This is a genomic window from Kocuria sp. KD4 (genome assembly GCF_011769905.1).
In the GTDB taxonomy this organism is placed as follows: domain Bacteria; phylum Actinomycetota; class Actinomycetes; order Actinomycetales; family Micrococcaceae; genus Kocuria; species Kocuria marina.
Genome location: NZ_CP050449.1, coordinates 458171 through 481575 on the forward strand (window position 1 = coordinate 458171; position 23405 = coordinate 481575).

Annotated in this window: 22 protein-coding genes and 1 riboswitch; of the genes, 14 read left to right on the forward strand and 8 right to left on the reverse strand. The window is 68.7% G+C overall.

What is annotated here, in order from left to right; genetic code table 11:
• Positions 1–2: 2 nt before the first annotated feature.
• The 6 genes from HBK84_RS02065 to HBK84_RS02090 all read left to right on the forward strand — a co-directional run bounded on the left by HBK84_RS02065 (position 3) and on the right by HBK84_RS02090 (position 4498).
• Positions 3–266, forward strand: a complete 264-nt coding sequence (locus HBK84_RS02065; protein WP_085106263.1) for a monovalent cation/H+ antiporter complex subunit F — start codon at positions 3–5, stop codon at positions 264–266.
• Positions 263–628: a monovalent cation/H(+) antiporter subunit G gene (gene mnhG, locus HBK84_RS02070; protein WP_085106153.1), complete on the forward strand. Its 366-nt coding sequence runs from the start codon at positions 263–265 to the stop codon at positions 626–628. The genes HBK84_RS02065 and mnhG overlap by 4 nt, the downstream gene beginning before the upstream one ends.
• A 127-nt stretch (positions 629–755) precedes the next feature.
• Positions 756–1028: a DUF4235 domain-containing protein gene (locus tag HBK84_RS02075; protein WP_167318068.1), complete on the forward strand. Its 273-nt coding sequence runs from the start codon at positions 756–758 to the stop codon at positions 1026–1028.
• A 118-nt stretch (positions 1029–1146) separates the two neighbouring features.
• Positions 1147–1253, forward strand: a riboswitch (TPP riboswitch).
• A 58-nt stretch (positions 1254–1311) separates the two neighbouring features.
• A complete protein-coding gene (locus HBK84_RS02080; RefSeq protein WP_167318069.1) occupies positions 1312–1935 on the forward strand; it encodes an ECF transporter S component in 624 nt (207 codons plus the stop codon).
• Positions 1932–3698 carry an ABC transporter ATP-binding protein gene (locus HBK84_RS02085; RefSeq protein ID WP_167318070.1) on the forward strand — a complete coding sequence of 589 codons (1767 nt, stop codon included), beginning with the start codon at positions 1932–1934 and terminating at the stop codon, positions 3696–3698. Before HBK84_RS02080 ends, HBK84_RS02085 begins: the two co-directional genes overlap by 4 nt.
• Positions 3695–4498, forward strand: coding sequence for an energy-coupling factor transporter transmembrane protein EcfT (locus tag HBK84_RS02090; RefSeq protein WP_144931740.1), 804 nt, complete (start codon positions 3695–3697; stop codon positions 4496–4498). The genes HBK84_RS02085 and HBK84_RS02090 overlap by 4 nt, the downstream gene beginning before the upstream one ends.
• An 84-nt stretch (positions 4499–4582) precedes the next feature.
• Here HBK84_RS02090 and HBK84_RS02095 read toward each other — a convergent pair whose 3' ends face one another.
• From HBK84_RS02095 to HBK84_RS02115, 5 genes are all read right to left on the reverse strand, one after another.
• Positions 4583–5533: an aminotransferase class IV gene (locus HBK84_RS02095; RefSeq protein WP_144997419.1), complete on the reverse strand. Its 951-nt coding sequence runs from the start codon at positions 5531–5533 to the stop codon at positions 4583–4585.
• The gene (locus HBK84_RS02100) at positions 5533–6159 is read right to left on the reverse strand and encodes a hypothetical protein (RefSeq protein WP_167318071.1); all 627 of its coding nucleotides are present in this window, start codon (positions 6157–6159) and stop codon (positions 5533–5535) included. Before HBK84_RS02100 ends, HBK84_RS02095 begins: the two co-directional genes overlap by 1 nt.
• Positions 6156–6647, reverse strand: a complete 492-nt coding sequence (locus HBK84_RS02105; RefSeq protein ID WP_167318072.1) for a low molecular weight protein-tyrosine-phosphatase — start codon at positions 6645–6647, stop codon at positions 6156–6158. The genes HBK84_RS02100 and HBK84_RS02105 overlap by 4 nt, the downstream gene beginning before the upstream one ends.
• Positions 6648–6687: 40 nt before the next feature.
• A complete protein-coding gene (locus tag HBK84_RS02110; protein WP_167318073.1) occupies positions 6688–7527 on the reverse strand; it encodes a TetR/AcrR family transcriptional regulator in 840 nt (279 codons plus the stop codon).
• Between the two features lie 184 nt (positions 7528–7711).
• Complete coding sequence (locus HBK84_RS02115) at positions 7712–9700, reverse strand: BCCT family transporter (RefSeq protein WP_167318074.1); 1989 nt, start codon at positions 9698–9700, stop codon at positions 7712–7714.
• Between the two features lie 342 nt (positions 9701–10042).
• Between HBK84_RS02115 and dnaK the strand changes: the two genes are divergently transcribed.
• From dnaK to HBK84_RS02135, 4 genes are all read left to right on the forward strand, one after another.
• Entirely contained in the window at positions 10043–11920 is a 1878-nt protein-coding gene (gene dnaK / locus HBK84_RS02120) for a molecular chaperone DnaK (RefSeq protein ID WP_085106162.1), read from the forward strand.
• Entirely contained in the window at positions 11917–12567 is a 651-nt protein-coding gene (locus HBK84_RS02125; RefSeq protein ID WP_064846334.1) for a nucleotide exchange factor GrpE, read from the forward strand. The genes dnaK and HBK84_RS02125 overlap by 4 nt, the downstream gene beginning before the upstream one ends.
• An 82-nt stretch (positions 12568–12649) precedes the next feature.
• Positions 12650–13690 carry a J domain-containing protein gene (locus HBK84_RS02130; RefSeq protein ID WP_167318075.1) on the forward strand — a complete coding sequence of 347 codons (1041 nt, stop codon included), beginning with the start codon at positions 12650–12652 and terminating at the stop codon, positions 13688–13690.
• 1 nt (position 13691) lies between these two features.
• Positions 13692–14246, forward strand: coding sequence for a heat shock protein transcriptional repressor HspR (locus HBK84_RS02135; RefSeq protein WP_167318076.1), 555 nt, complete (start codon positions 13692–13694; stop codon positions 14244–14246).
• An 82-nt stretch (positions 14247–14328) separates the two neighbouring features.
• Here the strand turns inward: HBK84_RS02135 and catC are convergent, their stop codons facing one another.
• The 3 genes from catC to trmB form a co-directional block, all read right to left on the reverse strand.
• On the reverse strand, positions 14329–14640 hold the full coding sequence (catC, locus tag HBK84_RS02140; RefSeq protein ID WP_035964097.1) for a muconolactone Delta-isomerase: 312 nt from the start codon (positions 14638–14640) through the stop codon (positions 14329–14331).
• A gap of 6 nt (positions 14641–14646) precedes the next feature.
• Positions 14647–16656, reverse strand: a complete 2010-nt coding sequence (locus tag HBK84_RS02145; RefSeq protein ID WP_167318077.1) for a BCCT family transporter — start codon at positions 16654–16656, stop codon at positions 14647–14649.
• A 73-nt stretch (positions 16657–16729) separates the two neighbouring features.
• Positions 16730–17722: a tRNA (guanosine(46)-N7)-methyltransferase TrmB gene (trmB, locus tag HBK84_RS02150; protein WP_240919064.1), complete on the reverse strand. Its 993-nt coding sequence runs from the start codon at positions 17720–17722 to the stop codon at positions 16730–16732.
• 116 nt (positions 17723–17838) lie between these two features.
• Here trmB and HBK84_RS02155 point away from each other — a divergent pair, with 116 nt between their 5' ends.
• The 4 genes from HBK84_RS02155 (at position 17839) to HBK84_RS02170 (ending at position 23392) form a co-directional block, all read left to right on the forward strand.
• Positions 17839–19086: a multidrug effflux MFS transporter gene (locus HBK84_RS02155; protein WP_167318078.1), complete on the forward strand. Its 1248-nt coding sequence runs from the start codon at positions 17839–17841 to the stop codon at positions 19084–19086.
• A 261-nt stretch (positions 19087–19347) separates the two neighbouring features.
• The gene (locus HBK84_RS02160) at positions 19348–20823 is read left to right on the forward strand and encodes a sodium:alanine symporter family protein (protein ID WP_131332317.1); all 1476 of its coding nucleotides are present in this window, start codon (positions 19348–19350) and stop codon (positions 20821–20823) included.
• Between the two features lie 182 nt (positions 20824–21005).
• On the forward strand, positions 21006–22466 hold the full coding sequence (locus HBK84_RS02165) for an amino acid permease (protein WP_167318079.1): 1461 nt from the start codon (positions 21006–21008) through the stop codon (positions 22464–22466).
• Positions 22467–22516: 50 nt separating this feature from the next.
• Entirely contained in the window at positions 22517–23392 is an 876-nt protein-coding gene (locus HBK84_RS02170) for a D-hexose-6-phosphate mutarotase (protein ID WP_167318080.1), read from the forward strand.
• The last annotated feature ends 13 nt before the right edge of the window (positions 23393–23405 follow it).

Sequence of the window (23405 nt, forward strand, 5' to 3'; positions counted from 1 at the left end):
CCATGTTAGACGTCGCCGTGTGGGTGTGCGGTGCGATTCTCACCGTGGCGGCCGCGGGCACGATCTACCGGCTGGCCAAGGGCCCGTCCCTGTTGGACCGGGTGATCGCCACGGACGTGTTGCTCGCGATCGTGGGTGCGGGTCTCGCCATCGAGATGGTGTACAACCACCACTCCAGCAACATCATCCTGCTCGTGATCATCTCCCTGGTGGGCTTCCTGGGGTCTGTGACGGTCGCGCGCAATGTGGGGTTGGAGCGCTCATGAACTGGCACACCGTCCTGGACGTCATCGCGCTGCTGTGCCTCGTGGGGGGGTCCCTCATGTCCCTGGCCGCGGCGGTGGGTTTGGTGCGCTTCCCCGATCTGCTCTCGCGCATGCACGCCGGCACCAAACCCCAGGTCCTGGGGTTGCTCCTGCTGCTCACGGCCGTGGCGATCGAGAGCGGCAATCCCGGCATGATCCCGCTGATGATCCTCGCGTGGCTGTTCCAGCTGCTCACGGTGCCCGTGTCCGCGCACATGGTGGGCCGCGCCGCCTACCGCTCCAAGCACCTGAACCAGAAGAACCTCGTGGAGGACGAGCTGCGCGAGGTCGTCGCTCGCGCCGGCGAGGAAGAATCTCGCTGAGGACGTAATTCTCGGTGGGACCGGGTTCCTTCCGCCCCGTCGCGCCCGGCGCTTCGTATGCTGGGCAACGAGCACGACGTCGTCGGCCGCCCGGTGCCGACGGCACCCACAAGACAAGGAGAACCTCATGAACAAGGCAATGGACATTTTCGGCACGGTGGCGTCCCTGGGTGGTGTGGCCCTGGCCAACAAGGGTCTGTCCGCGGTGTGGAAGCAGGTCACCGGCAACGAGCCCCCCGCCAAGAACCCGGACCCGGACGAGGCATGGACCGGCATCATCATCTGGGCCGTGATCACCGGTGTTGTGGGCACCGTCATCAAGGTGGGGATCTCCCGCCAGGTGGCCAAGTTCGAGTCCAAGGACTCTGATCCTTCCCATAGCTCCCAGAGCGAGATCTGAGCCGCGGGTACCGCGCCCCCCGTACGGGTGGGCCGGGGCCGCGTAGGACGTACGCACGACGGCGGGTGGCCGGGCACGCGAGATGCCCGGCCACCCGCCGTCGTGGTCTAGACTGGCGTCTCAACGACAGGGGAGCGCCACCGCGGCGCTGAGAGTGCGCGTGAGCGCAGACCCTCGAACCTGATCCGGCTCGTACCGGCGCTAGGGAGTCGAGTATCTCAAGGACCCGCTCGCAACGGCGGGTGGTGTTCTTCCCCTCCTGGGATCTTCAGGAGGATTCAGCATGACGCAGGTCGGTAACACCCCCACCCGTACACCGCGCGCAAGCGGCTACCGCAGCTCGTCGTGGCGGGTCGTGGACATCGTGGTCACCGCCGTGCTGGCCGCGGTGTGCGCCGTGATCTTCTGGATGTGGTCCAACCTCCTGTACCCGGCGGTCTCGGCGGGTACGGTGGCCTACCCGCCGTCCGCGGGCCTCATCGCGGGGGGCTGGCTCGTGGCGGGCACCCTGGGCGCCCTGATCATCCGCAAACCGGGCGCGGCCCTGTTCTGCGAGTTGCTCGCGGCCGTGATCGAGGGCTTCCTGGGAACGCATTTCGGGTGGCTCGTGGTGCTCTCCGGTCTGGTGCAGGGCCTCGGTGTGGAGGTCGTGTTCCTCCTGACCCGTTACCGCCGGTTCGGTCCCGTGACCGCGGCGATCGGTGGGGCGGTATCCGGGCTGTTCCTGGGCGTGAGCGAGAACATCATGTACAACTTCGAGTGGGCCCTGGATCAGCAGGTCGTCTACGCGGCGCTGACCACGCTTTCCGGGGCCGTGATCGCAGGGTTGCTCATGTGGGCCGTGATGAAGGCCCTGCAGGCCACGGGTGTCCTCGGAGCACTGGCCTCCGGCGCCGTGCGCCGATGACCGCGGAATCGACCGTGCAACTCACGGGCGCGCGGGTGGTCCTGGAGGGGTTCGGATGGCATCACCCCGGCCGCGAGACGCCCAGTCTGGTGGACCTGGACCTGATCATCGAGCCCGGCGAACGCGTCCTGCTCCTGGGCCCGTCCGGGGCGGGCAAGTCCACGCTCTTGCAGGCGCTCGCCGGTGTGGACCAGGACCCTGACGGCCGCTCCGCATCGGGCGGGTTGACCGTCGGGGGTGTCGACCCGCGCGACGCCCGCGGCACGGTGGGCTTCATGCATCAGGACCCCGAGACGCAGGTGGTCCTCTCGCGCGTGGGGGACGACGTCGCGTTCGGCCTCGAGAACCTCGCCGTCCCTCGCGAGCGGATCTGGCCGCGCGTGCGGGAAGCGCTCGCGCGCACGGGTCTGGAGCTTCTCCTGGATCACCCCACCACGGCGCTGTCCGGGGGGCAGAAACAACGTCTCGCGCTCGCCGGGACCCTGGCCATGTGCCCGCGGCTGCTGTTGCTGGACGAACCCACGGCGAGCGTGGACCACGAGGGGGCGCAGCAGCTGTGCCGCGCCGTGGCCGATGCGGTGCGCGAGGACGGGACCACCCTTGTGGTCGTGGAGCACAGGGTGGCCCTGTGGGAACCGGTCGTGGACCGTGTGATCGTGCTGGGCGACGACGGTCGGGTGGCCTTCGACGGTCCCGCGCAGCAGACCCTGCAGGACGCCCGGGAGCTGCTGCAGCACCAGGGTACGTGGGTCCCCGGCTGGGTGCCGCGCACTCGCACTCCCGTGCATGCCTCGAATGGCATGGATCCCGCGGTACGGCAGACGGCTGTCTCCGCGGCGCCACACGACATCACGCCGCCCGCTGCGCCTACGGAGAATGCGCCGGCCGCGTCGTCGATGAGGGCTTCGGATGTCGCGGAGTCTGCGCAGGATACGGGTGGTTTTGCCGCCGTGCCCGCCGCCGTCGCACCGGGCACCACCTTGTTGAGCGCCCGCGATCTCGCCGTGTCCCGGAGCCAACCGCGCCGGCGGGCGCTCGCGCGGCGGCGTCGTCGGGCGCTCGCCGCGTGGCGGCGCGGGGAAGCGTACCCGGAACCGGACGTGCGCACGGGGGCGGCGCCGGCGGCCGAGAACATCACCGTGGACGTCCGCGCGGGGCACGCGCTGGCCGTCACAGGCGTCAACGGCGCGGGGAAGTCCACCCTCGCGCTGACCCTCGCCGGACTGCTGCTGCCCGTGCGCGGCACCGTGTGGGCCACGGACGCCCTCGCGACCGACGCGCCCGCTGATCCCTCCCTGTGGGACGGCGCGGAACTGGTCTCCCGCGTGGGCACCGTGTTCCAGCATCCCGAACACCAGTTCCTGCGCCCCACCGTGCGCGAGGAACTCGAGTTCGGTCCCCGGCAACGACGACGCCGCGTGGGCCGTCGCGATGCGCGCGCCCTCGAGGCGATGGAGGACCAGGACGACGCCCGGGTGGCCGAGCTGCTGCGACGGCTGCGCCTCGAGGAGCTCGCCGAGGCCAACCCGTTCACCCTGTCCGGCGGGCAGAAGCGGCGGCTGTCCGTGGGCACGGTTCTCGCGGCGTCCCCGCGGGTGCTGATCCTGGACGAACCCACGTTCGGGCAGGACGCCCGGACCTGGAAGGAGCTCGTGGACCTGTTGGTCGAGGAACTGGACGGGGGAACGGCCGTGGTGGTCGTGACCCACGACCGGGATCTGGTCGCGGCCCTGGGTGCGCACGAGCTGAGGCTCGGCTCATGAGCACGGTCGCGAGCGTGCTGCCCGCCGTGGCCCGCACGGGATTGCTCGCCCGGACGAATGCCGTGGTGAAACTGCTCGGGGCTCTCGTGATCACGGCGGTGCTCGTGGTCAGCGCGGACCCCGTGACGAGCGGCGTGGCGCTCGGGGGCCAACTGCTCCTGCTCGCTGCCGCCGGGATCGGTCCGTGGCGGCTGCTCACGACCCTATGGCCGATCGTGGTGGCCGCCCTGATCAGCGGGTGGGGGACCGCGGTGCTCTCCCCGGAGGGCGGTCTCGTCCTGCTACACCTGGGGTGGATCACGATCACCACGGGGTCGCTCGCGGCCGGTGGGGCGATCGCCCTGCGTGGTCTCGCGATCGCGCTTTCCGGGATCACCGTGCTGCTCACGACCGACCCCACGGACCTCGCGGACGGTCTCGCCCAAACCCTCAAGCTGCCGGCACGCTTCGTGCTCGCGGCGCTCGCAGCCCTGCGGCTCGTGGAGGTCATGGTCACCGAGTGGGGTGTGCTCGCGGCGGCCCGGCGCGCCCGCGGTGCGGGGGGAGCGCGGGGCCCGTGGGCCGCTCTCACCGAGTTCGCCGGTCTCGCGTTCACGTTGCTCGTGCAGTCCTTGCGCCGGGCCACGCGCCTGGCCATGACCATGGAGGCGCGCGGTTTCGGGGCGGGTCCGCGCACATGGGCGCGCGTGCCCCGTTTCGGCCGCGTGGACGTGGTCGTGGGGTGTGCCACCGCGCTCATCGCGGTCGCCGCGGTGATGCTGTCCCTGCTCACGGGGGCGCACCGCTTCATCTGGCAGTGATGCGCCGAAGGTGGCGGGGGAGCACTCGCGCCCGGGCATGTCGAGATGGGACGGGCGGTGCGGGCGCGACCACCCGTGACGCGCTCAGCGCCCCGGGCGGCCCAGCAGGAAATCCGTGAGGGTGCGGGTGAGTTGCGGGTCCGAGGCCACGGGCCGCCCGTCCACGCTCGTCACTGGGACCGCGAGCCGCACCGAAGACGTGAGCCACACGGCGCTCGCTGCGAAGAGGTCCTCGGGGTACAGCGGTCCGTAGTCCACGGCCCAGCCGCGCTCGCGGGCGGCGTCGAAGATCCGGGCTTGCGAGGTCCCCGGCAGGACCCCGCGGGACGGTTCGGGCGTGAGCAGGGTGGGCGCAGCGCCGTCGTCGTGCCGTGCGCACACCACCGAGGACGTGGCGCCCTCCAGGATCCTGTGGTCCGTGGAGGTCATGAACACGGCGTCCTGCGCGCCGTGGGCGTGGGCGTAGCGCACCGCGGCCATGTTGACCGCGTAGGACAGGGTCTTGACCCCCGGGAGCAGCCACGGCAACCCGGTGTCCTCCGCGGGGTCGTGGCCGCGCTCGAGCAACACCACGGACACCCCCGTGCGCCGGGCGGCGAACGTCCGCTTGGGGACGGGCGCGACCGTGAGCCACGCCCACGGCTGGTCACCGGGGACACCGCGGCTGATGCTCAACTTGACCGTGTGCTCCGCCCCGAGATCGGCTGAGGGGTCGCTGGCGCCGGGACCGGCCGCCGCGAGTGCCGTCGTCAGGGCCTCGCGCCACGCATCCGCGGACGGTGCGGGCAATTGGGCGGTCCCCGCGGAATGCCCCAGCCTGACCAGGTGGGCGTCGAGCTTGTACGCGGTGCCGTCCAGGACGTGGAGGGTCTCGAAGACGCCGTCCCCGCGGGTGAGCCCCTGGTCCTCGAGGCTCACGTGGGCCTCATGCGGGTCCACGAGCCGCGGCGGGGCACCGATCGGGGAGATCAGCACGGCCGCGGCGGGTCCGGGTGCTGCGGGGGACGGAGCGGGTGTCCCGGCACCGGGCGACATCACGGGGTGTCCCGCTGTTCCGTGCCCGGTTCCTGGGGTGAGGGTCCGGGGTGGAGGATCTCGGCGGACTCCCACACGGGGTCCTCACCGAGGTACTGCTCCTCCTGCTCCGCCCACACGTCCCAGTACTTCTCGTACGTGACGCCGTCCCGGTCCAGGGCGCGCTGTTTGCGCTGTGAGGCGGGAAGTTCGACCCACACCGAGACGTCCAGCAACGCCCGGGCCTCGCGGTGGCACGCCCCGACGCCCTCCACGAGCACGATCTGAGCGGTGCGGGTCAGACGCGGGGTGCCGGGCTCGTTGGTCAGCCAGTCCCACGCAGTCCAGTGGGCATCCTCCTCGCGGCGCAGCGGTTCGAGGATCTCACCGCGGTACCGTTCCATGCCCTCGAGCAGTCCGTTCCACCCAGGGTAGATGTCCTCGAGGTGGAAGCTCACGACATCGTGCGAGCGCTCCAGCACCCGCGAGAGTTGCTCGGTCAGCGTGGTCTTGCCCGCTCCGGAACGGCCGTCGATGCCCACGATGAACGGCTTGCGCGTGGGTGGGGGCAGCAACCGTGCAAGGTTGACGCCTTCCGGGTACTGGGCGATCTCGTCGTCCTGGAAACCCTCGTCCGGGGAGATCACCGCGCGTCGATTCGATCCTCGACCCACGAGACCACGCCCGGGACGGCGGCCGTAATCTGTTCCCACGCGGTGTCGAAGTCGTCCGAACCGCCGTACCACGGGTCGGCGATGTCGAGGTCCGCCTGTGAGTCGGCCACGGCCGGGTCGAAGCTGCGCATGAGCCGGACCTTCCGGGCGTCGTCCGTGGGCAGTCGGCGCTGCAGCTGGTCCCTGTGGGACCGGGTCATGGCGAGGATCAGGTCCGCGTCCGCGAGCTCGGCGTCAGTGATCCTGTGTGCCTGATGCTCGGGCAGTTCCAGGTGGTTCCTGTTCAGGACGGTGCGGGCGCGGGGATCCACGGGGTTGCCGTGTTCCTCGTCACTCATGCCCGCCGAGCTGACGCGGACGCGCTGCGCGAGACCGGCGTCGGTGAGCTCGGATCGCAGCAGGGCCTCGGCCATGGGCGAGCGGCAGATGTTGCCCGTGCAAACCGTGACGATGGAGAACATGACCTCCACTGTACGAAAAATCCGTTCCCCGTGAGTGGCCTCAAGGTGTCGAGGAGCCACCCCACGTCTGACGTTCGATGCCCGCGAGCAGCAGTTCCAGGCCCGCGATGTATTCCGAGCGGTCGTCGTGGTCACCGAACGAGCCCAGCATGGCACGCACCACAGGGAGCATCCCCGGCCCCGAATGGCCCGCCCGTTCCAGCTTTTCGTGCACCTGCCGGGCGGATTCCTCCGCGGCGGGCCGGTTGTGACGGTGGGCGATTCCCGCGCCCGTTCCGAACGCGTAGTTGGCCACGGCGAGGGATGCGTAGAACCGCTGTTCGGCGTCGAGCTCCATGCGCTGCAGCAACTGTCCCGCGCACTCCCACGTGCGCAACGCGTTCTCCTCGCTGCGGGCGGTACTGAGCAGCTGCCCGGCGAGCCACGGGTGCTCGCGCATCTGGGAGAACAAGCACAGGCACAGGCACCGCAGTTCCTCGAGGGCCTGCGCCGTGGCCGCGCTCGTACGGGGATCCGCCCTGGGTGCCGGGAAGGCCTCGAACTCCTCCGGCCCCGGCTCGCCGTCCCCGCACAGCGCGTGGAACTGGCCCAGCGCGCGGCCCAGGACCTCGCTCGTGACCAGGGCCATGAGGTCGTCCTTGCCGGTGGTGTACCAGTAGAGACTCGCCACGCCGCTGTTGAGCTCGGTCGCGAGCCCGCGCAGGGTCAGGCGCCGCGACCCCTCGCGGTCCAGTACCGCGATCGAGGTGTCCACGATCGTCTCCAGGGACAGCGACGCACGACGCTGCTGGGTCCCCTTCCCGCTCGCCCCGCCCGTGCCGGGGGCGCCGGGCGCGTGCTCGCGCGCGGCGTCGTCGGGCCCGTCTCCCGATGGGCTCATGGGCCGGGGCCGGGAATCGGGATCCGGATCGGGGGATCGTGGTGGGCCGTCGTTCATGCGCACCAACGTACGCAGCGTGGCCGTGCGGGACCAAACGGTGTCCCGGTACGCGAACGCGGGGTGCGCGTCCCATGACGTGCACCCCGCGTTCGGGAGGGGGGCCCGGTTCAGCGGGCCATCGGTGTCACTGGTCGTTGCGGTGCTTCGGCGTGGTCTGTTCCCACGGGGCCTCGCCCTCGGGGGTGCCGTCCGCGATGTCGTCGGCGGCCGAGGAGACCCACGCCGACTTGTACGCGAAGTCGGTCTCGTCCCCGTTCTCATCCGTCTGGCGATACCACTCGGTGATCGCCGGATCGTGGGAGTCGAATGTGTTGCCCGCGGCGCGGTGACCCTCGGCGTGCTCCACCTGCAGGGCGAAGTTGTCGCCGTGCTCGGCGAGACCCGCGGACACGGCCTTCTCCACGGCGGACACCGCGAAGCGGGTGCGCAGGCTGGCCGGATCGTTGCGCAGGTCCCGGTACAGGGCGACCATCATCATGGCCACGACCACCGCGAACGGCAGCGCCGAGACGATCACCAAGCGCTGCATGCCGGCCAGGGCGTCGTTGCCCGCCACCAGGATCATGACGATCGCGATGCCGGCGAGGCACGCGCCCCAAAAGATGACGATCCACTTGCTGGGGTCCGGGCGTCCGCGCTGGGTCATGGTGCCCATGACCACGGAGGCGGAGTCCGCACTCGTCACGAAGAAGATGCCGATGACGACCATGGCCAGCACCGAGGTGACGGCCGTGAGCGGGAGCTGGTCGAAGAGTCCGAAGAGCATGGACTCGGCGCCGTTTTCCACGGAGAGGTCCGCCCCGTTCTTCGCGAAGAACATGGCGGAGCCGCCGAAGACGATGAACCACAGGATGCACACCGAGGCCGGGACCACGAGCACGACGGTCACGAACTGGCGGATGGTGCGGCCACGGGAGATCTTGGCGATGAACATGCCCACGAACGGGGACCACGAGAGCCACCAGGCCCAGTAGTACACGGTCCACGTGTTGGAGAACTCGGCGCTCTGCGGGCCCCACGCGGCCGACTGGCCGGTCATGAAGAGGTACTCGGACACGTATGTGGAGAACGTGGAGGGGATCAGCGTCAGCAGGAAGACAGTGGGCCCCACGAGGAACACGAACAGCGCCAGCACGAAGGCGAGTGAGAGGTTGATGTTCGACAGGTAGCGGATGCCGCGCGAAACGCCCGACACGGCGGAGATGATGAAGCCCACGGACAGCAGCACGATGATCACGATCAGCGCGTTGTTGCTGAGCTTGTCGATGCCGCCCACGATCGAGATGCCGGAGCCTATCTGCATGGCTCCCACGCCCAGGGACGCAGCGGTGCCGAAGAGGGTTGCGAAGATCGCGAAGACGTCGATCAGCTTGCCCATGGTGCCGTCCACGCGCTTGTGGCCGAGCAGCGCGGTGAACACACGCGAGATCAGCGGCGCGCGGCCGCGGCGGTAGGCGCCGTAGGCCACGGAGACGCCGACGACGGCGTAGATGGCCCACGGGTTCAGGGCCCAGTGGAAGGCGGACTGCACGAGGGCGTAGACGATCATGGAGTCGCTGCCGGCCTCGGCCGCGTGCGCGAAGCCGGGGATCCCGCCCTCGTAGTAGGTCATCGGCTCGAACGCGCCGTAGAAGACCAGGCCGATGCCCATGCCCGCAGCGAAGAGCATCGCGAGCCAGGAGAAGAAGGAGTACTCGGGCTCCTCGTCGTCGCGGCCCAGCTTGATTCTTCCGGTGCGGGTGAAGCCGATGAAGATCATGAAGACCACGGCCGCTGTGGAGAGCAGGATGAAGAACCAGCCGGTGTTGTCCGTGACCCACGCGAGCGCCGTGGCGGAGACCGTGGAGAGGCTGTCCGTGCTGAGGACACCCCATGCGATGAAGCCCACCACGAGGACCGCGGTGATGGCGAAGACCACCTTGTCGGTGCCGAACTTGACCTTGCGGTCCTCCACGCCGACGCCCGGCACCAGTGCCGGGTGGATGCCGTGGGGGTAGGTGAGCTCGTCGATGATCTTCCGGGGGCGGCTGCGGGCGGTCGATCCCTGGGTGGCGTGGTCGTGGGGCGGGGTGGTCGATGGTTCTCGGTCCGTGGAATGCGGTGGCGTGCTCAAGACAGTTCTCCTGACTGCGGCGGTGGGTGATCGGTGAGCTCGTGTGGTGCGGTGGCGCTCCTGGAGGGGTCGGGGGCAGTGCGGGCCCGGCACGTTTCGCCCTGGGCGTACAAACCCATCAGTGTAACGCGGCTAAGTGTCCACCCCCGTATTGCTGTGGAATTCCCGGCAGCTCGGGCGAGACGCGGTGTGCAGATACTTGAGCCGTTGCGACTCAACTTAGGTTGACAGGGGTAGCTCAAGGTGTAAACTTGAGTCTCGAAAGCTCAAGTCTTGAAGGTTCACGGACGGGCCGCGTCGGTGCCCCTCCCGGACCGCATCGGAACAACGAAGGGATAGAACATGTCTCGTGCAGTAGGAATCGACCTCGGTACCACTAACTCCGTGGTATCCGTACTGGAAGGCGGCGAGCCCGTCGTCATTGCGAACGCCGAGGGCAACCGCACCACCCCGTCCGTTGTCGCCTTCTCCAAGGATGGCGAGACCCTCGTGGGCGACGTGGCCAAGCGCCAGGCCGTGACCAACGTGGACCGCACCGTGGCCTCCGTGAAGCGCCACATGGGCACGGACTGGACCACCGAGATCGACGGCAAGAAGTACACCCCGCAGGAGATCTCCGCCCGTACGCTCATGAAGCTCAAGGCGGACGCCGAGTCCTACCTGGGCGACACGGTCACGGATGCCGTGATCACTGTTCCCGCGTACTTCAACGACGCCGAGCGCCAGGCCACCAAGGAGGCCGGTGAGATCGCCGGCATGAACGTGCTGCGCATCGTCAACGAGCCCACCGCCGCGGCCCTGGCATACGGTCTGGAGAAGGGCAAGGAGGACGAGCTCATCCTGGTCTTCGACCTCGGTGGCGGCACGTTCGACGTCTCCCTGCTGGAGGTCGGCAAGGACGAGGACGACTTCTCCACCATCCAGGTCCGCGCCACCGCCGGTGACAACCGCCTCGGTGGCGACGACTGGGACCAGCGCATCGTGGACTGGCTGCTGGAGCAGGTGAAGTCCAAGACCGGTGCGGACCTGTCCAAGGACAAGATCGCCCTGCAGCGCTTGAAGGAGGCGGCCGAGCAGGCCAAGAAGGAACTGTCCTCCGCGACGTCCACGACCATCTCCCTGCAGTACCTGTCCGTGACCCCCGAGGGCCCCGTGCACCTGGACGAGAAGCTCTCCCGTGCCAAGTTCGAGGACCTCACCAAGGACCTGCTGGCCCGCACCGAGAAGCCGTTCAAGGACGTCATCTCCGAGGCCGGGATCAACGTCTCCGACATCGACCACGTGGTGCTCGTGGGTGGTTCCACCCGTATGCCCGCCGTGGTCGAGAAGGTCACCGAGCTCGCGGGTAAGGCCCCCAACAAGGGCGTGAACCCGGACGAGGTCGTGGCCATCGGCGCCGCGATCCAGGCCGGTGTGCTCAAGGGCGACCGCAAGGACGTGCTGCTGATCGACGTGACCCCGCTGTCGCTGGGCATCGAGACCAAGGGCGGCGTGATGACCAAGCTCATCGAGCGCAACACGGCCATCCCCACCAAGCGGTCCGAGACCTTCACCACCGCGGAGGACAACCAGCCGTCCGTGTCCATCCAGGTCTTCCAGGGCGAGCGCGAGTTCACCCGGGACAACAAGAACCTGGGCACGTTCGAGCTCACGGGCATCGCCCCGGCCCCGCGCGGCATGCCGCAGATCGAGGTCACGTTCGACATCGACGCGAACGGCATCGTGCACGTGTCCGCCAAGGACAAGGGCACGGGCAAGGAACAGTCCATGACCATCACGGGCGGTACCTCGCTGTCCAAGGAGGACATCGACCGCATGGTCAAGGACGCCGAGGCGAACGCCGACGCGGACAAGCAGCGCCGTGAGGCCGCCGACCGTCGCAACAACGCGGAACAGCAGGCGTACTCCGTGGAGAAGCTGCTCAACGACGACGAGGGCAAGATCCCCGAGGACGTCAAGACCGAGGTCCAGGCCGACGTCGACGCCGTGAAGTCCGCCCTCGAGGGTGACGACGACGACGCCGTGAAGACCGCGTTCGAGAAGTTGCAGGCCTCCCAGACCAAGATCGGTGAGGCGCTGTACGCCCAGGCCCAGAGCGAGGGTGCCGCCGGTGCCCAACCGGGTGCCGAGGGCGCTCAGGGTGCGCAGGCCAAGGACGACGACGACATCGTCGACGCCGAGGTCGTGGACGACGAAGACGGTAAGAACGGGAGGAAGTGAGCATGAGCGATTCCGAGAACACCAAGGGTCACGGCGAGTCCGTGCCGGAGGACCCGGATCATTCAGCTCAGGACTCCACCGGCACCGAGCGTTCCGAGGGCGGTGAGGGGCTGACCGTGGACGACATCCTGGACACCCCTCAGTCCCAGGACGCCCAGGCCGGGGACACGCAGGCCGCGGACGCGGCGTCGTCGCAGGACGACGCCGCCCCGGCGGGCGAGTCCGCCGCGCAGAAGCTCGCGGACGAGCGCCTCGAGGACCTGCGTCGGCTGCAGGCGGAGTTCGTGAACTTCAAGAACCGCACCGCGCGGGAGAAGGATCAGCTGCGGGACTTCGTCTCCGGCGAGATGATCACCGCGCTGTTGCCGGTCCTGGACGACGTCGACGCCGCTCGCAAGGCCGGGGACCTCGAGGACGGCCCGTTCGCCGCGATCGCGACCAAGCTCGAGGACGCCCTGGGCAAGAAGGGCCTCACCCGGATCGGGGAGGTAGGGGAGGTCTTCGACCCCACCGTCCACGAGGCCGTGCTGCAGCAACCCACCGACGAGGTGGAACCGGACCACGTGTCCATGGTGCTGCGCTCGGGCTTCCGAGTGGGCGCTCGAGTGGTCCGGGCGGCCCAGGTGGCCGTGGCCACGAAGCCGTAACGCAAGAAATTCCTCGGGGCGGGTCCACATGACGGGACCCGCCCCGAGCCACACAGGGAAGTACCAGGAGGAAGGAGGCGTCATGGCCAGTCAGGACTGGATCGACAAAGATTTCTACACTGTCCTGGGCGTCTCCAAGGACGCATCCCAGGCGGACATCAAGAAGGCTTACCGCAAGCTGGCCCGCAAGTACCACCCGGACCAGAATCCGGGGGATGCGGCCGCGGAGAAGAAGTTCAAGGACATCACCGAGGCCAATTCGGTGCTGTCGGACCCCGAGGAACGCAAACAGTACGACGCGATCCGGGCCATGGGTTCCGGGGCGCGGTTCACCGCCGGTGGCCCCGGTGGTGCGAGCAACGCTGGTGGCGCCGGGTTCGAGGACCTCTTCGGGGGTCTGTTCAACGGCGGCGGTGGCCGCAGGAGCTACTCCACCTCCGGGGGTGGCGGGTTCGAGGACCTGTTCGCGCAGTTCGGCGGCCAGGGCGGCAATTCGCGGTTCGGCGGGGGCTTCAGTGGCGGCCAGGGCGGATTCGGCGGAGGTCAGGGCGGATTCGGTGGCTACCAGGCACCGCCCGCCAAGGGTGAGGACATCCACACCACGACCACGATCCCGCTGCGTTCCGCGTACAACGGCACCACGGTGAAACTGCGCCGGGGCAACGGCCAGTCCACCACGGTGCGCGTGCCCAAGGGCGTCAAGGATGGGCAGCGATTGAAGATCGCGGGCAAGGGACATTCTGGGCCCGGTGGCCACGGGGACCTGTTCGTGACCGTCAAGGTCAAGGAGCACCCGTTCTTCACCCGCGAGGGCCAGGACGTGCACGTGGACATCCCGGTGACCGCTGCGGAGGCCGGACTCGGGACCACCGTGCAGGTGCCCACGCTGGACGGGGGCCACGTGACCGTGCGGGTCCCCGCGGGGACGTCGTCCGGGCACCGGATGCGTGTCAAGGGCAAGGGCTTCACGTCCGGGTCCACCACGGGCAACATGATCGTGACGGTGCAGATCCAGTTCCCGGCAGACCTGGACGATGCCGCACGGGAAGCACTGCAGGAGTTCGCGCGGGCCACCGAGGACTTCGACCCCCGCGCGAACCTGAGCGAGGAGGCGGCGCTCTGACATGGCCATCGACTTCACCCAGCCAGTGTTCGTGATCTCGGTGGCCGCGGAGCTCGCGGACATGCACCCCCAGACCCTGCGCCAGTACGACCGCATGGGTCTCGTGACCCCGTCCCGGGCCTCCGGGCGGGCCCGCCGGTACTCCCAGCTGGACGTGCAGAAACTGCGTCAGATCCAGGAGCTCGCCCAGGAGGGCGTGTCCCTCGAAGGGGTCAAGCGCATCATCCAGCTCGAGAACCAGGTGCAGGCGCTGCAGACCCGGGTCACGGAACTGTCCGAGGAACTCGAACGGGAGCGCCGGGCGCGGCAGGAGCGGGACATGATCTTTACCGCCGGTTCCGCCGGGGATGTGGTGCGTATGGCCCGTGGCACCCGGCGCTCACCCCGCAAGGTGTCCCAGGCGCTCATGCTCTACCGCCCGGCCAAGCCCGAGGCTGCGGCCACCGGCCGGGACGCCATACTGGGCCGGGATACGGCCCCGGGCTGGGACGCGGCGTCCGCGCGGCGGGATGCGACGTCGTCGTCGACCACGAAGCGGCGCGGCTCGCAGAAGTAGACGACCCGCGAACGGCGAGATCCCCGCGGCTCCTCTCGGGAGGGGCCGCAGGGATCTCGTCATCCGGGGGTACCGCGAAGGACTACTCCTGGATCGTGTTGCCGTCGAAGAAGTCGTCCGTGGTGGCGTTGGGGTGCTTGGCCAGCGGGGTCACCTTGACGTTCATGTATGCGAACATGGGGAACCCGGACAGGACGGTCTGCAGCTCGTCGTTGTCCTCGACGTCGTAGATCGAGTAGTTGGCGTACTCGCCCACCACGCGCCAGATGCCCTTCAAGACACCCGTGCGCTGGAGTTCACCGGAGTAGGCCTTCTCGCGGTGCTGGTAATCAGCCTTGGTCTCGTCGGTCATCGATTCCGGGAAGACCACGTCCATGCGAGCCAGGAACAACATGCGGGGCTACTTTCTCTCGGGGTCCGTGGAGGGTGCGTCGGGTTCCACCCTAGGCGCTGCCGCGCGCTCGCCGGGGTGTACGACGTCGTGCGAATCGGTGAACTCGCCCGTCTCGTAGTCGTAGGCCACGGGGTTGCCGTCCTCGTCCGTGCGCCGGTACCACTCGGTGACCTCCGGGGCGCTCGAGTCGAAGTCCGCGCCCGCCGCCCACTTGCTGTCCGGGGCGCGTTCCACCGAGAACGTGAAGTCGTCCCCGTACTCGTCGATGCCGTGGCGTACGGACTTGTCCACGGCCCAGCGCGAGTACTGCTCGCGGATGACCATGGGGTCCCGGCGCAGGTCCTTGTGGAAGGCCACGGCCATGACGAACATGATCAGCGTGAACGGCAGGGCCGTGACGGTGATCAGGTTCTGCAGACCCGTGAGTGCGTTCTGTCCGCCGATCAACAACATCACCACGGCGATCCCGGCCATGCACAGTCCCCAGAACACGGTGATCCGCCGCTTGGGGTTCGGGTTGCCCCGCTGGGACATCTGGGACGTCACCACGGAGGCGGAGTCCGCGGTGGTGATGAAGAAGATGGCCAGCATGAGCACCACGATTCCCGCCATGATGCCGGCCGCGGGCATGCCGTCCAGGACGGTGAAGAAGATCTCTTCCGGGGCCGGCAGGGTCTGCGCGGTGCCGTCCGGGGCGATCGCGTGGTCCTGCATCTGCTGGTGGATGGCGGTCCCGCCGAGCACCGTGAAGGCCATCACCACGATGGACGAGGGGATGAACAGCACCCCCAGGATGAACTGGCGGATGGTGCGGCCCCGGGAGATCTTGGCCACGAAGACCCCCACGAAGGGTGCCCAGGAGACCCACCAGGCCCAGTAGAACGTGGTCCACGAGGACAGGAACGCCTGCATCTCGGGGCCGTCCGACATGGACGCGGACAGCATGGTGGGCAGCTCGGCGAAGTACGTGACGATCACGGAGGGCACGAAGTTGAGCAGGAACGTGGTGGGTCCCAGGACGAAGAAGAACAGTGCCAGACCCACGGCGAGGACCATGTTGATGTTGGACAACCATCGGATCCCGCGGGCCACGCCCGAGACCGCCGAGGCGATGAACCCCGCGGTGAGCACCGCGATGATGACGACCGCCGCGGCGTTGCCCGAGGGGCCCAGACCCGTGAAGATCTCCACACCGCGCCCGATCTGCAGGGCACCGATGCCCAGGGACGCCGCGGTGCCGAACAGGGTGGCCAGGATCGCCAGGATGTCGATGATCCGGCCGGCCAGGTTGTCGGTGTTGCCGTTGTGGAAGAACGGTGCGAACACGGAACTCATGAGTGGAACGCGTCCGCGCCGGTAGGACGTGTAGGCCACCGCCACGCCCACGAGACCGTAGATGGCCCACGCGTTGAGCCCCCAGTGCAGCGCGGCCTGCGCGGAGGCCTTCTTCATGGCGTCCACCGTGCCGGGGTCCGCGGAACCCGGGCGCGGGGACAGGAAGTAGGTCATGGGCTCGAAAGGGCCGAAGAAGATGATCCCGATCCCGATCCCCGCCGCGAACAGCATGGCCGCCCACGACGCCGTGGAGTACTCGGGCCGGTCCCCGTCCAGGCCCAGCGGGATCCGCCCGTAGCGGGACACCGCGATGTACAGCAGGTAGAGCAACAGCCCGATCGCCAGGACGTTGAACGCCCACCCCATGTTGAGCATCGTCCAGTTCAGCGCCGCACCGGACACGGCCGTGAGTGACGCGGTGTCCACGACACCCCACCCGATGAACGCGACGATCAACCCGCCGGCCACGCCCACCACGATCTTGTCGATTCCGTAGCGCACCTTCTGGTCCTCCACGGACACGCCCGGCACCACGGCCGGGTGGATGTTGTGGGGGTAGTTGATCTCGTCGAGGAACGAGCGCGTGGCGTCCTTGCGGTTCGCCGGTTTGCGGGCGCCCCCGCGTGGCGAGGGCTCGGGCTCCGCGTCCGACGGGTGGGACGGTCGTGTACTGGAGGACACCGGGACTCCTGCGGGTCGGTCGGTCAGGGACCTTCCCACAGTAGGCCCCCGGACCGGTTCGCCCCGGGTCCGGCTAACGACGGCGGTAGGTCAGGTCCCGCGGGATCCGCCCGGCTTCCGTGGCTTTGCGTTCGAAACTCGTGAGGATCCGGCCCTCCCAGCGCGGGGCCCACCCGGCGTCCGGGTGCTCGTCGTCCGCGAGCGGACCCGGATGCACGTTCTCGAAGTCCGCGTCCGCGTCGTCCAGGACCTCGCGCATCACCACCGCGTACTCCTGCCAGTCCGTGGCCAACCGCCACAGTCCACCCGGTTCCAGGACGCGGGCGGCCAGTTCGGCGAAACCGGGGGAGACCAGGCGCCGCTTGTGGTGGCGGGTCTTGTGCCACGGGTCCGGGAAGAAGACCCACAGTTCGTGCACGGAACCGGGTTCCAGCATGTGCTCGAGCACCTCGGGGGCGTTGGCCTGCGCCACGCGCACATTGGTCACGCCGGCCTGGGCGGCCTTCATGAGTAGATCCGCCACACCGGGCTTGTAGACCTCCACGGCCAGGTGGTCCAGCTCCGGGTGGGCCGCCGCATGGGCCACGATGGCCTCGCCCAGGCCCGAGCCCACCTCCACGACGACCGGTGCCACACGGCCGAACACGGCCTCCCTGTCCAGTCGGTAGGCCGGATCCACGGAGGTGTCGGTCATGACGCGGGGGATGTCCAGGACCCACTCGTCCGCATGCTCGTCCCACGCCTTCTGGCGCTTGGGGGACAACCGGTCACCGCGGCGCACGAACGAGTACGGCTGCCGCGGGAACGCCACGCCCGCGGGGGCACCGCCGGTCGCCGCGGCGGGACCCGCGGGAGCGTCGTCGCCTGTCGTAGCGGCGTCGTTCGTCGGGGTGGCATCGGCATCGGTGTGCTCGGATGACGATGGCGCGGCACCGGCCGCACGGGCCTCGGCGGGCTGTTCGGTGCGGTGTTCGGGGGCCGGGGACGCCTCCGGGGCGCTGCCCGGGGAGTCCGGGAGGGCCGCGTCGTGCGCGGACGTGTCAGGGGTGCGATCGCTGGATTCCATCGTGGATCATCCTAGGCGCGAGGGCGTCGCAGGAAGGGATCGGGTGACCCGCGGCACCTACTATTTGAACAGCCCACCCACCCCTCAGCGCCCAGGCGCGTGCCAGGAGAGCCCGCATGACCCAGAACCCCGCGTCCCCCGAGCCCGGTCGCAGCAGGCTGGGATTGAGCCCGCGCCTGGACTGGATCGTGCTCGTGGGCGCCCTGGGCATCCTCTCCGCCGTGAGCCCGCTGGCCACGGACATGTACCTCGCGTCCATGCCGGAGATGGGCGAGTGGTTCGGCTCCCCGGCCAGCATGATCCAGCTGACCCTCACTGCGTACATGGTGGGCATGGCGCTGGGTCAATTCCTGCTGGGCCCGCTCTCGGACGTGCTGGGGCGGCACAAACTCATGGTCACGGGGAACCTGATCTTCCTGCTCGCGTCCGTGGGGATCATCGTGGCCCCGGACATCCACTGGGTGCTCGCCCTGCGGTTCGTGCAGGGTCTCGCCGGGGCGGCGGGCGTGGTGATCGCCCGGGCCGTGGTCTCGGACATCGCCCATGGCCACCGCGCGGCCCAGCTGTACTCGGTGCTCGCGCTCATCACGTCCCTGGCACCCGTGGTCGCACCGCTCGCGGGCGGTGTGATCGCGACCGTGGCCGACTGGCGTGTGGTGTTCTGGGTGCTCGCGATCTTCGGGGCCGTGATGCTCGCGTGCTCCGTGTTCATCGTGCCGGAGACCCTCCCGCCGGGGCAGCGCTCGCGGGGCGGGCTGGGGCGCATCCTGCGCAACGCCGGGCAGGTGATCAGTGATCGGCACTTCACGCTCTACGCCCTGAGCTTCGCCTTCGCGTTCGGTGCGCTGTTCTCCTACATCTCCGCGTCCTCGTTCGTGATCCAGAACGTGCTGGGCTTCAGCGCCCTGGTCTACTCCGTGATCTTCGCGATCAACGCGTGCGGTTCGATCACCATGGGAGTGGTCAACACCAAGCTCGTGGGCAGTCGGAACCCCTCCTCCCTGTTGCTCGTGGGGGTCACGGGACTCGCAACCTTCTCCGTGCTCAACATGGTCCTGGTGCTGCTGGGCGTGGTCGGAGCGATCACCCTGGTGCTGTTGTTCCTGGCCCAGTCCTGCATGGGACTCGTCCTGGGCAACGCCGTGGCTATGGCCCAGCGCCAGGCCCAACGGCTGCGCCTCTCCGGCACAGGTTCCGCCGTGGTGGGCATGGCCCAGTTCATCCTGGCCGGGCTCGTCACGCCCCTCACGGGCCTCGGCGGGGAGTACACCGCGGTGCCCATGGTGCTGAGCATGGCGGCATGCGCCGTGATCTCCGTGGGGCTGGTCCTCACGGCGCGCCGGCAGGGGACGCCCGTCGGGTGAACCACCCGGCGCTGCGACGTCGTTCGTCGGGCGGACGTCCCGGCCGCGTCATCCGGAGGGTGAATGTCCCGACCCGGCGGTGTCGCCCGTCGGGTGAATGCCCAGACCCGGCGGCGTCGTCCCGCGAGCCGTGGAACATGGCCCCCGCTCCGCGCGCCGACGGGCCCGGAACCGCGCGGGATGTGGTTCACTGTCCGGGACAGTGACATTGTTCACACACCGTCCGTGGCATCCTGCCCCAGTTGAACGAGGGACACCTTCATGCTCGATTCGCTCCAATCCATTCTCGACACGATCGGTGGGTTCGTGTGGGGGCCGTTCCTCCTGATCCCGCTGCTGCTCGGAACGGGCATCTACCTGACCATCCGGCTGTCCGGACTGCAGATCACCAAGTTGATCCCCGCACTGCGCCTCGCGTTGTTCGAACGCAAGGACAAGGACGCCCCCGGCGGTGACGTCTCCCAGTTCCAGGCATTGACCACGGCGCTCGCCGCGACCGTGGGTACCGGCAACATCGTGGGCGTGGCCACGGCCATCTCGATCGGCGGCCCCGGCGCCCTGTTCTGGATGTGGGTCACGGGCGTGCTGGGCATGGCGTCCAAGTACTCGGAGGCCTTCCTGGGCGTGCGGTTCCGCACCCGAGACGCCAAGGGCGAGATCTCCGGCGGTCCGCAGTACTACCTGTTCCGCGGGATCCCCAACGGTTTCGGCAAGTTCCTCTCCCTGTTCTTCGCGATCGCCGCGGTGCTCGCGTCCTTCGGGATCGGCAACATGACCCAGGGCAACTCCATCTCCGCGAACGTGGAGTCCTCCTTCGGTGTGCCCGTGTGGGTCACGGGCCTCGTGCTCGCGGCGCTGACGCTGCTCGTGCTCGTGGGCGGGATCAAGTCCATCGGCAAGGTCACCGCCGCGCTCGTGCCCATCATGATTGTCTTCTACGTCCTGGGCGCGCTCTACATCCTGGCGGTCAACATCGAGTCCGTTCCCGCGGCGTTCGGGAGCATCTTCAGCACGGCCTTCACGGGGCACTCCGCGGTGGGCGGCTTCGCCGGATCCGCGATCATCCTGGTGGTGCAGATGGGTGTGGCCCGCGGCATCTTCTCCAACGAGTCCGGCATGGGGTCCGCGGCCATCGCCGCAGCGGCCGCGCAGACCACTCACCCCGTCCGTCAGGGGCTGGTGTCCATGACCCAGACGTTCATCGACACCATCATCGTGGTGACCTGCACGGGCCTCGTGATCGTGACCACCGGCGTGTGGGACCAGGGCAAGGACTTCGCGGCCACCATGACCGGGGACGCCTTCAGCCATGGGCTGCCCGGCGGGTGGGGCCACCTGATCGTGACCCTGGGCCTGATCCTCTTCGCGTACTCCACGATCCTGGGCTGGGCCTACTACGGCGAGCGCTGCATGGAGCGGCTGTTCGGCCGCAGGTCCGTGATGCCGTACCGCGTGTTCTTCTCGCTGATCGTGTTCGTGGGCTGCAGCGTGCCGTTGGCCATCGTGTGGTCCTTCGCGGACCTCATGAACGGGCTCATGGCGCTGCCCAACCTGCTGGGTCTGCTCATCCTCTCCGGGCTGATCGCCCGCGAGACCAAGCACTACCTGCGCAACGACCCGCAGTTGCGCGCGGACAAGCTGCAGATCGACGGGTTCATGGAGGGCCGCCCCGGGGCCATCGACAGCTACGTCTCCACCGACTCCGGACGCCCGGACCGGGCGCAGCGCGTGCGTTGACCGCCACTCCGCCCGCTCGCCGAGCTTGTCGGGGCCCTCGGTCCCGACGGCGCTGAACAGCCAGGGCCCGAAACGGCATGTGATCCGCGGATCACCTGCCGTTTCGGGCCTCAGCTGTTCCCGACACCCGGGCGCAGGCCCCGCTACGGTTGGGCGCCCGCCCGGGAGTACCCTCTGACTCCATGACGAACAGCTCCACCGCGGTGTCGTCACCGCACACGCACTCCGAGCCCAGCAGGGGCCTGAGCAATCGACACATCCAACTGATCGCGATCGGCGGTGCGATCGGCACCGGGTTGTTCATGGGATCGGGGCGCACCATCTCCCTGGCGGGCCCGGCCGTGGTGTTCATCTACGTGGTGATCGGTTTCTTCCTCTTCTTCATGATGCGCGCCATGGGCGAGCTGTTGCTGTCCAATCTGCGCTATAAGACCTTCGCGGACTTCGCCGCCGATCTGATCGGCCCGTGGGCGGGGTTCTTCGTGGGTTGGTCCTACTGGTTCTGCTGGATCGTCACGGCGATCGCCGAGCTCGTGGCCATCACGGGCTACGTCCAGTTCTGGTGGGCGGCCGTCCCGCTGTGGCTGCCCACCGTCCTCGTGGTCCTCATCGTGTTCCTGCTCAACGCCGTGAGCGTGAAGAACTTCGGGGAGATGGAGTTCTGGTTCGCGCTCATCAAGATCGTGGCCATCCTGGCCCTGATCGTGGTGGGTGCGATCATGGCGCTGACCCACTTCGCATCTCCGGACGGGCACACCGCCCAGCTCGCGAACCTGTGGAACGACGGCGGGTGGTTCCCGAACGGCGCCATGGGCGTGGTTGCGGGGTTCCAGATCGCGGTCTTCGCGTTCGTGGGCATCGAGCTCGTGGGCACCACCGCGGCCGAGGCCCGTGATCCCCGCACGACCCTTCCCCGGGCGATCAACTCCGTCCCGGTGCGCATCCTCATCTTCTACGTGGGATCCCTCCTGGCCATCCTGGTGGTCACCCCATGGCGCTCGATCAACCCCGAGCAGTCCCCGTTCGTGGCCATGTTCGCGCTGGCCGGGCTCGCGGGCGCCGCGTCCGTGGTGAACTTCGTGGTGCTGACCTCCGCGATGTCCTCGTCCAACTCCGGGGTGTTCTCCACGTCCCGGATGATGTTCGGTCTCTCCGCGGAGGGCAGCGCACCCGGAATCTTCAAGGGTCTCAACCGCGTGGGCGTACCCGTGCGGGCCCTGTACCTCACGGCGGGCATCCTGCTGCTGACCATCCCCGTGCTCTACGCGGGGGACTCGATCATCGAGGCGTTCACGCTGATCACGTCCGTGGCGTCCCTCTTGTTCGTGTTCGTGTGGTCCATGATCCTGATCTCCTACATCCGCTACCGCATGAAGTTCCCCGAGCGTCACGCCACCTCCGAGTACAAGATGCCCGGCGGCGTGGTGATGTGCGCTGTGGTGCTCGCGTTCTTCGTGTTCGTGGCGTGGGCGCTGAGCACGGATCCCCAGACCGCCACGGGGCTGGTAGCGGTGGCCGCGTGGCTCGTGGTGCTGGGAATCTCGTGGGCCTTCGTACGCCGCACGGAGTCCCACCGGCAGACCTTCGAGTGGTTCAAGCAGGAGATGGCCCGCCCCGTGGAGCACGAACACCCGTCCCGATAGAACACACCTGGCCCCCTGTTCAGCACGCACCCCATGCTTAAGCTGGGGACATGACTCGACTGCCGGAACCCCTGTCCCTGTCCTGCGCCGACGGCTCGGGATCCGTCCTGAGCTACGGCGCGCACGTGGTGTCGTGGGCACCGGAGGATCACGAGCCCGTGCTGTGGGTCTCCTCCCGCTCCTACAACGAGACGGGCAGAGCGGTCCGCGGCGGTGTCCCCATCTGCTTCCCGTGGTTTGGCCCCGGGCGCACGGGGGACATGGACCCCGCGCACGGGTTCGCGCGGATCACCGAGTGGCAGCTCGCCGAGCAGGGGGAGGACACCGAGGGTCACGCCTACGCCGAGTTCACCCTCACGCCCGCGGACGTGGCCGAGCACCTGCGCGAGACGTTCCCCCACGAGTTCGAGGCCCGGTTCCGGGTCACCGTGGGCGCCCGCTTGCGTATGGCGCTCACCGTGACGAATACCGGCACCGGGACCTTCGACTTCGAGGAGGCGCTGCACAGCTACCTCCACGTGGGCGATTCCCGGCGCGTGAGCGTGACCGGCCTCGACGGTGTCTCCTACTACGACAAGCTGGCCAAGGAGCAGCGGCGCCAGAGCGGGGAACTCACGATCACGGGCGAGACCGACGCCGTGTTCGCCCATCGCGGCGAGGTGCGGGTTTCCGACCCCGAGCTCGGTCGCACCCTCGTGATCACCAAGGAGGGCTCGGACAGCACCGTGGTGTGGAACCCCTGGGCGGACAAATCCGTGGCCATGGCGGACTTCGCGGACGACGAGTGGCAGCAGATGCTGTGCGTGGAAGCGGGCAACGTGATGGGCTCCCCGGTCCGGCTCGCCGCCGGCGAGTCACACACCCTCGTGCAGAGCATCGAGGTGCAGGAGCTCACGGCGCAGGATCCCGCCGCCCACGACGCCTGAGCGGGCACCCGTC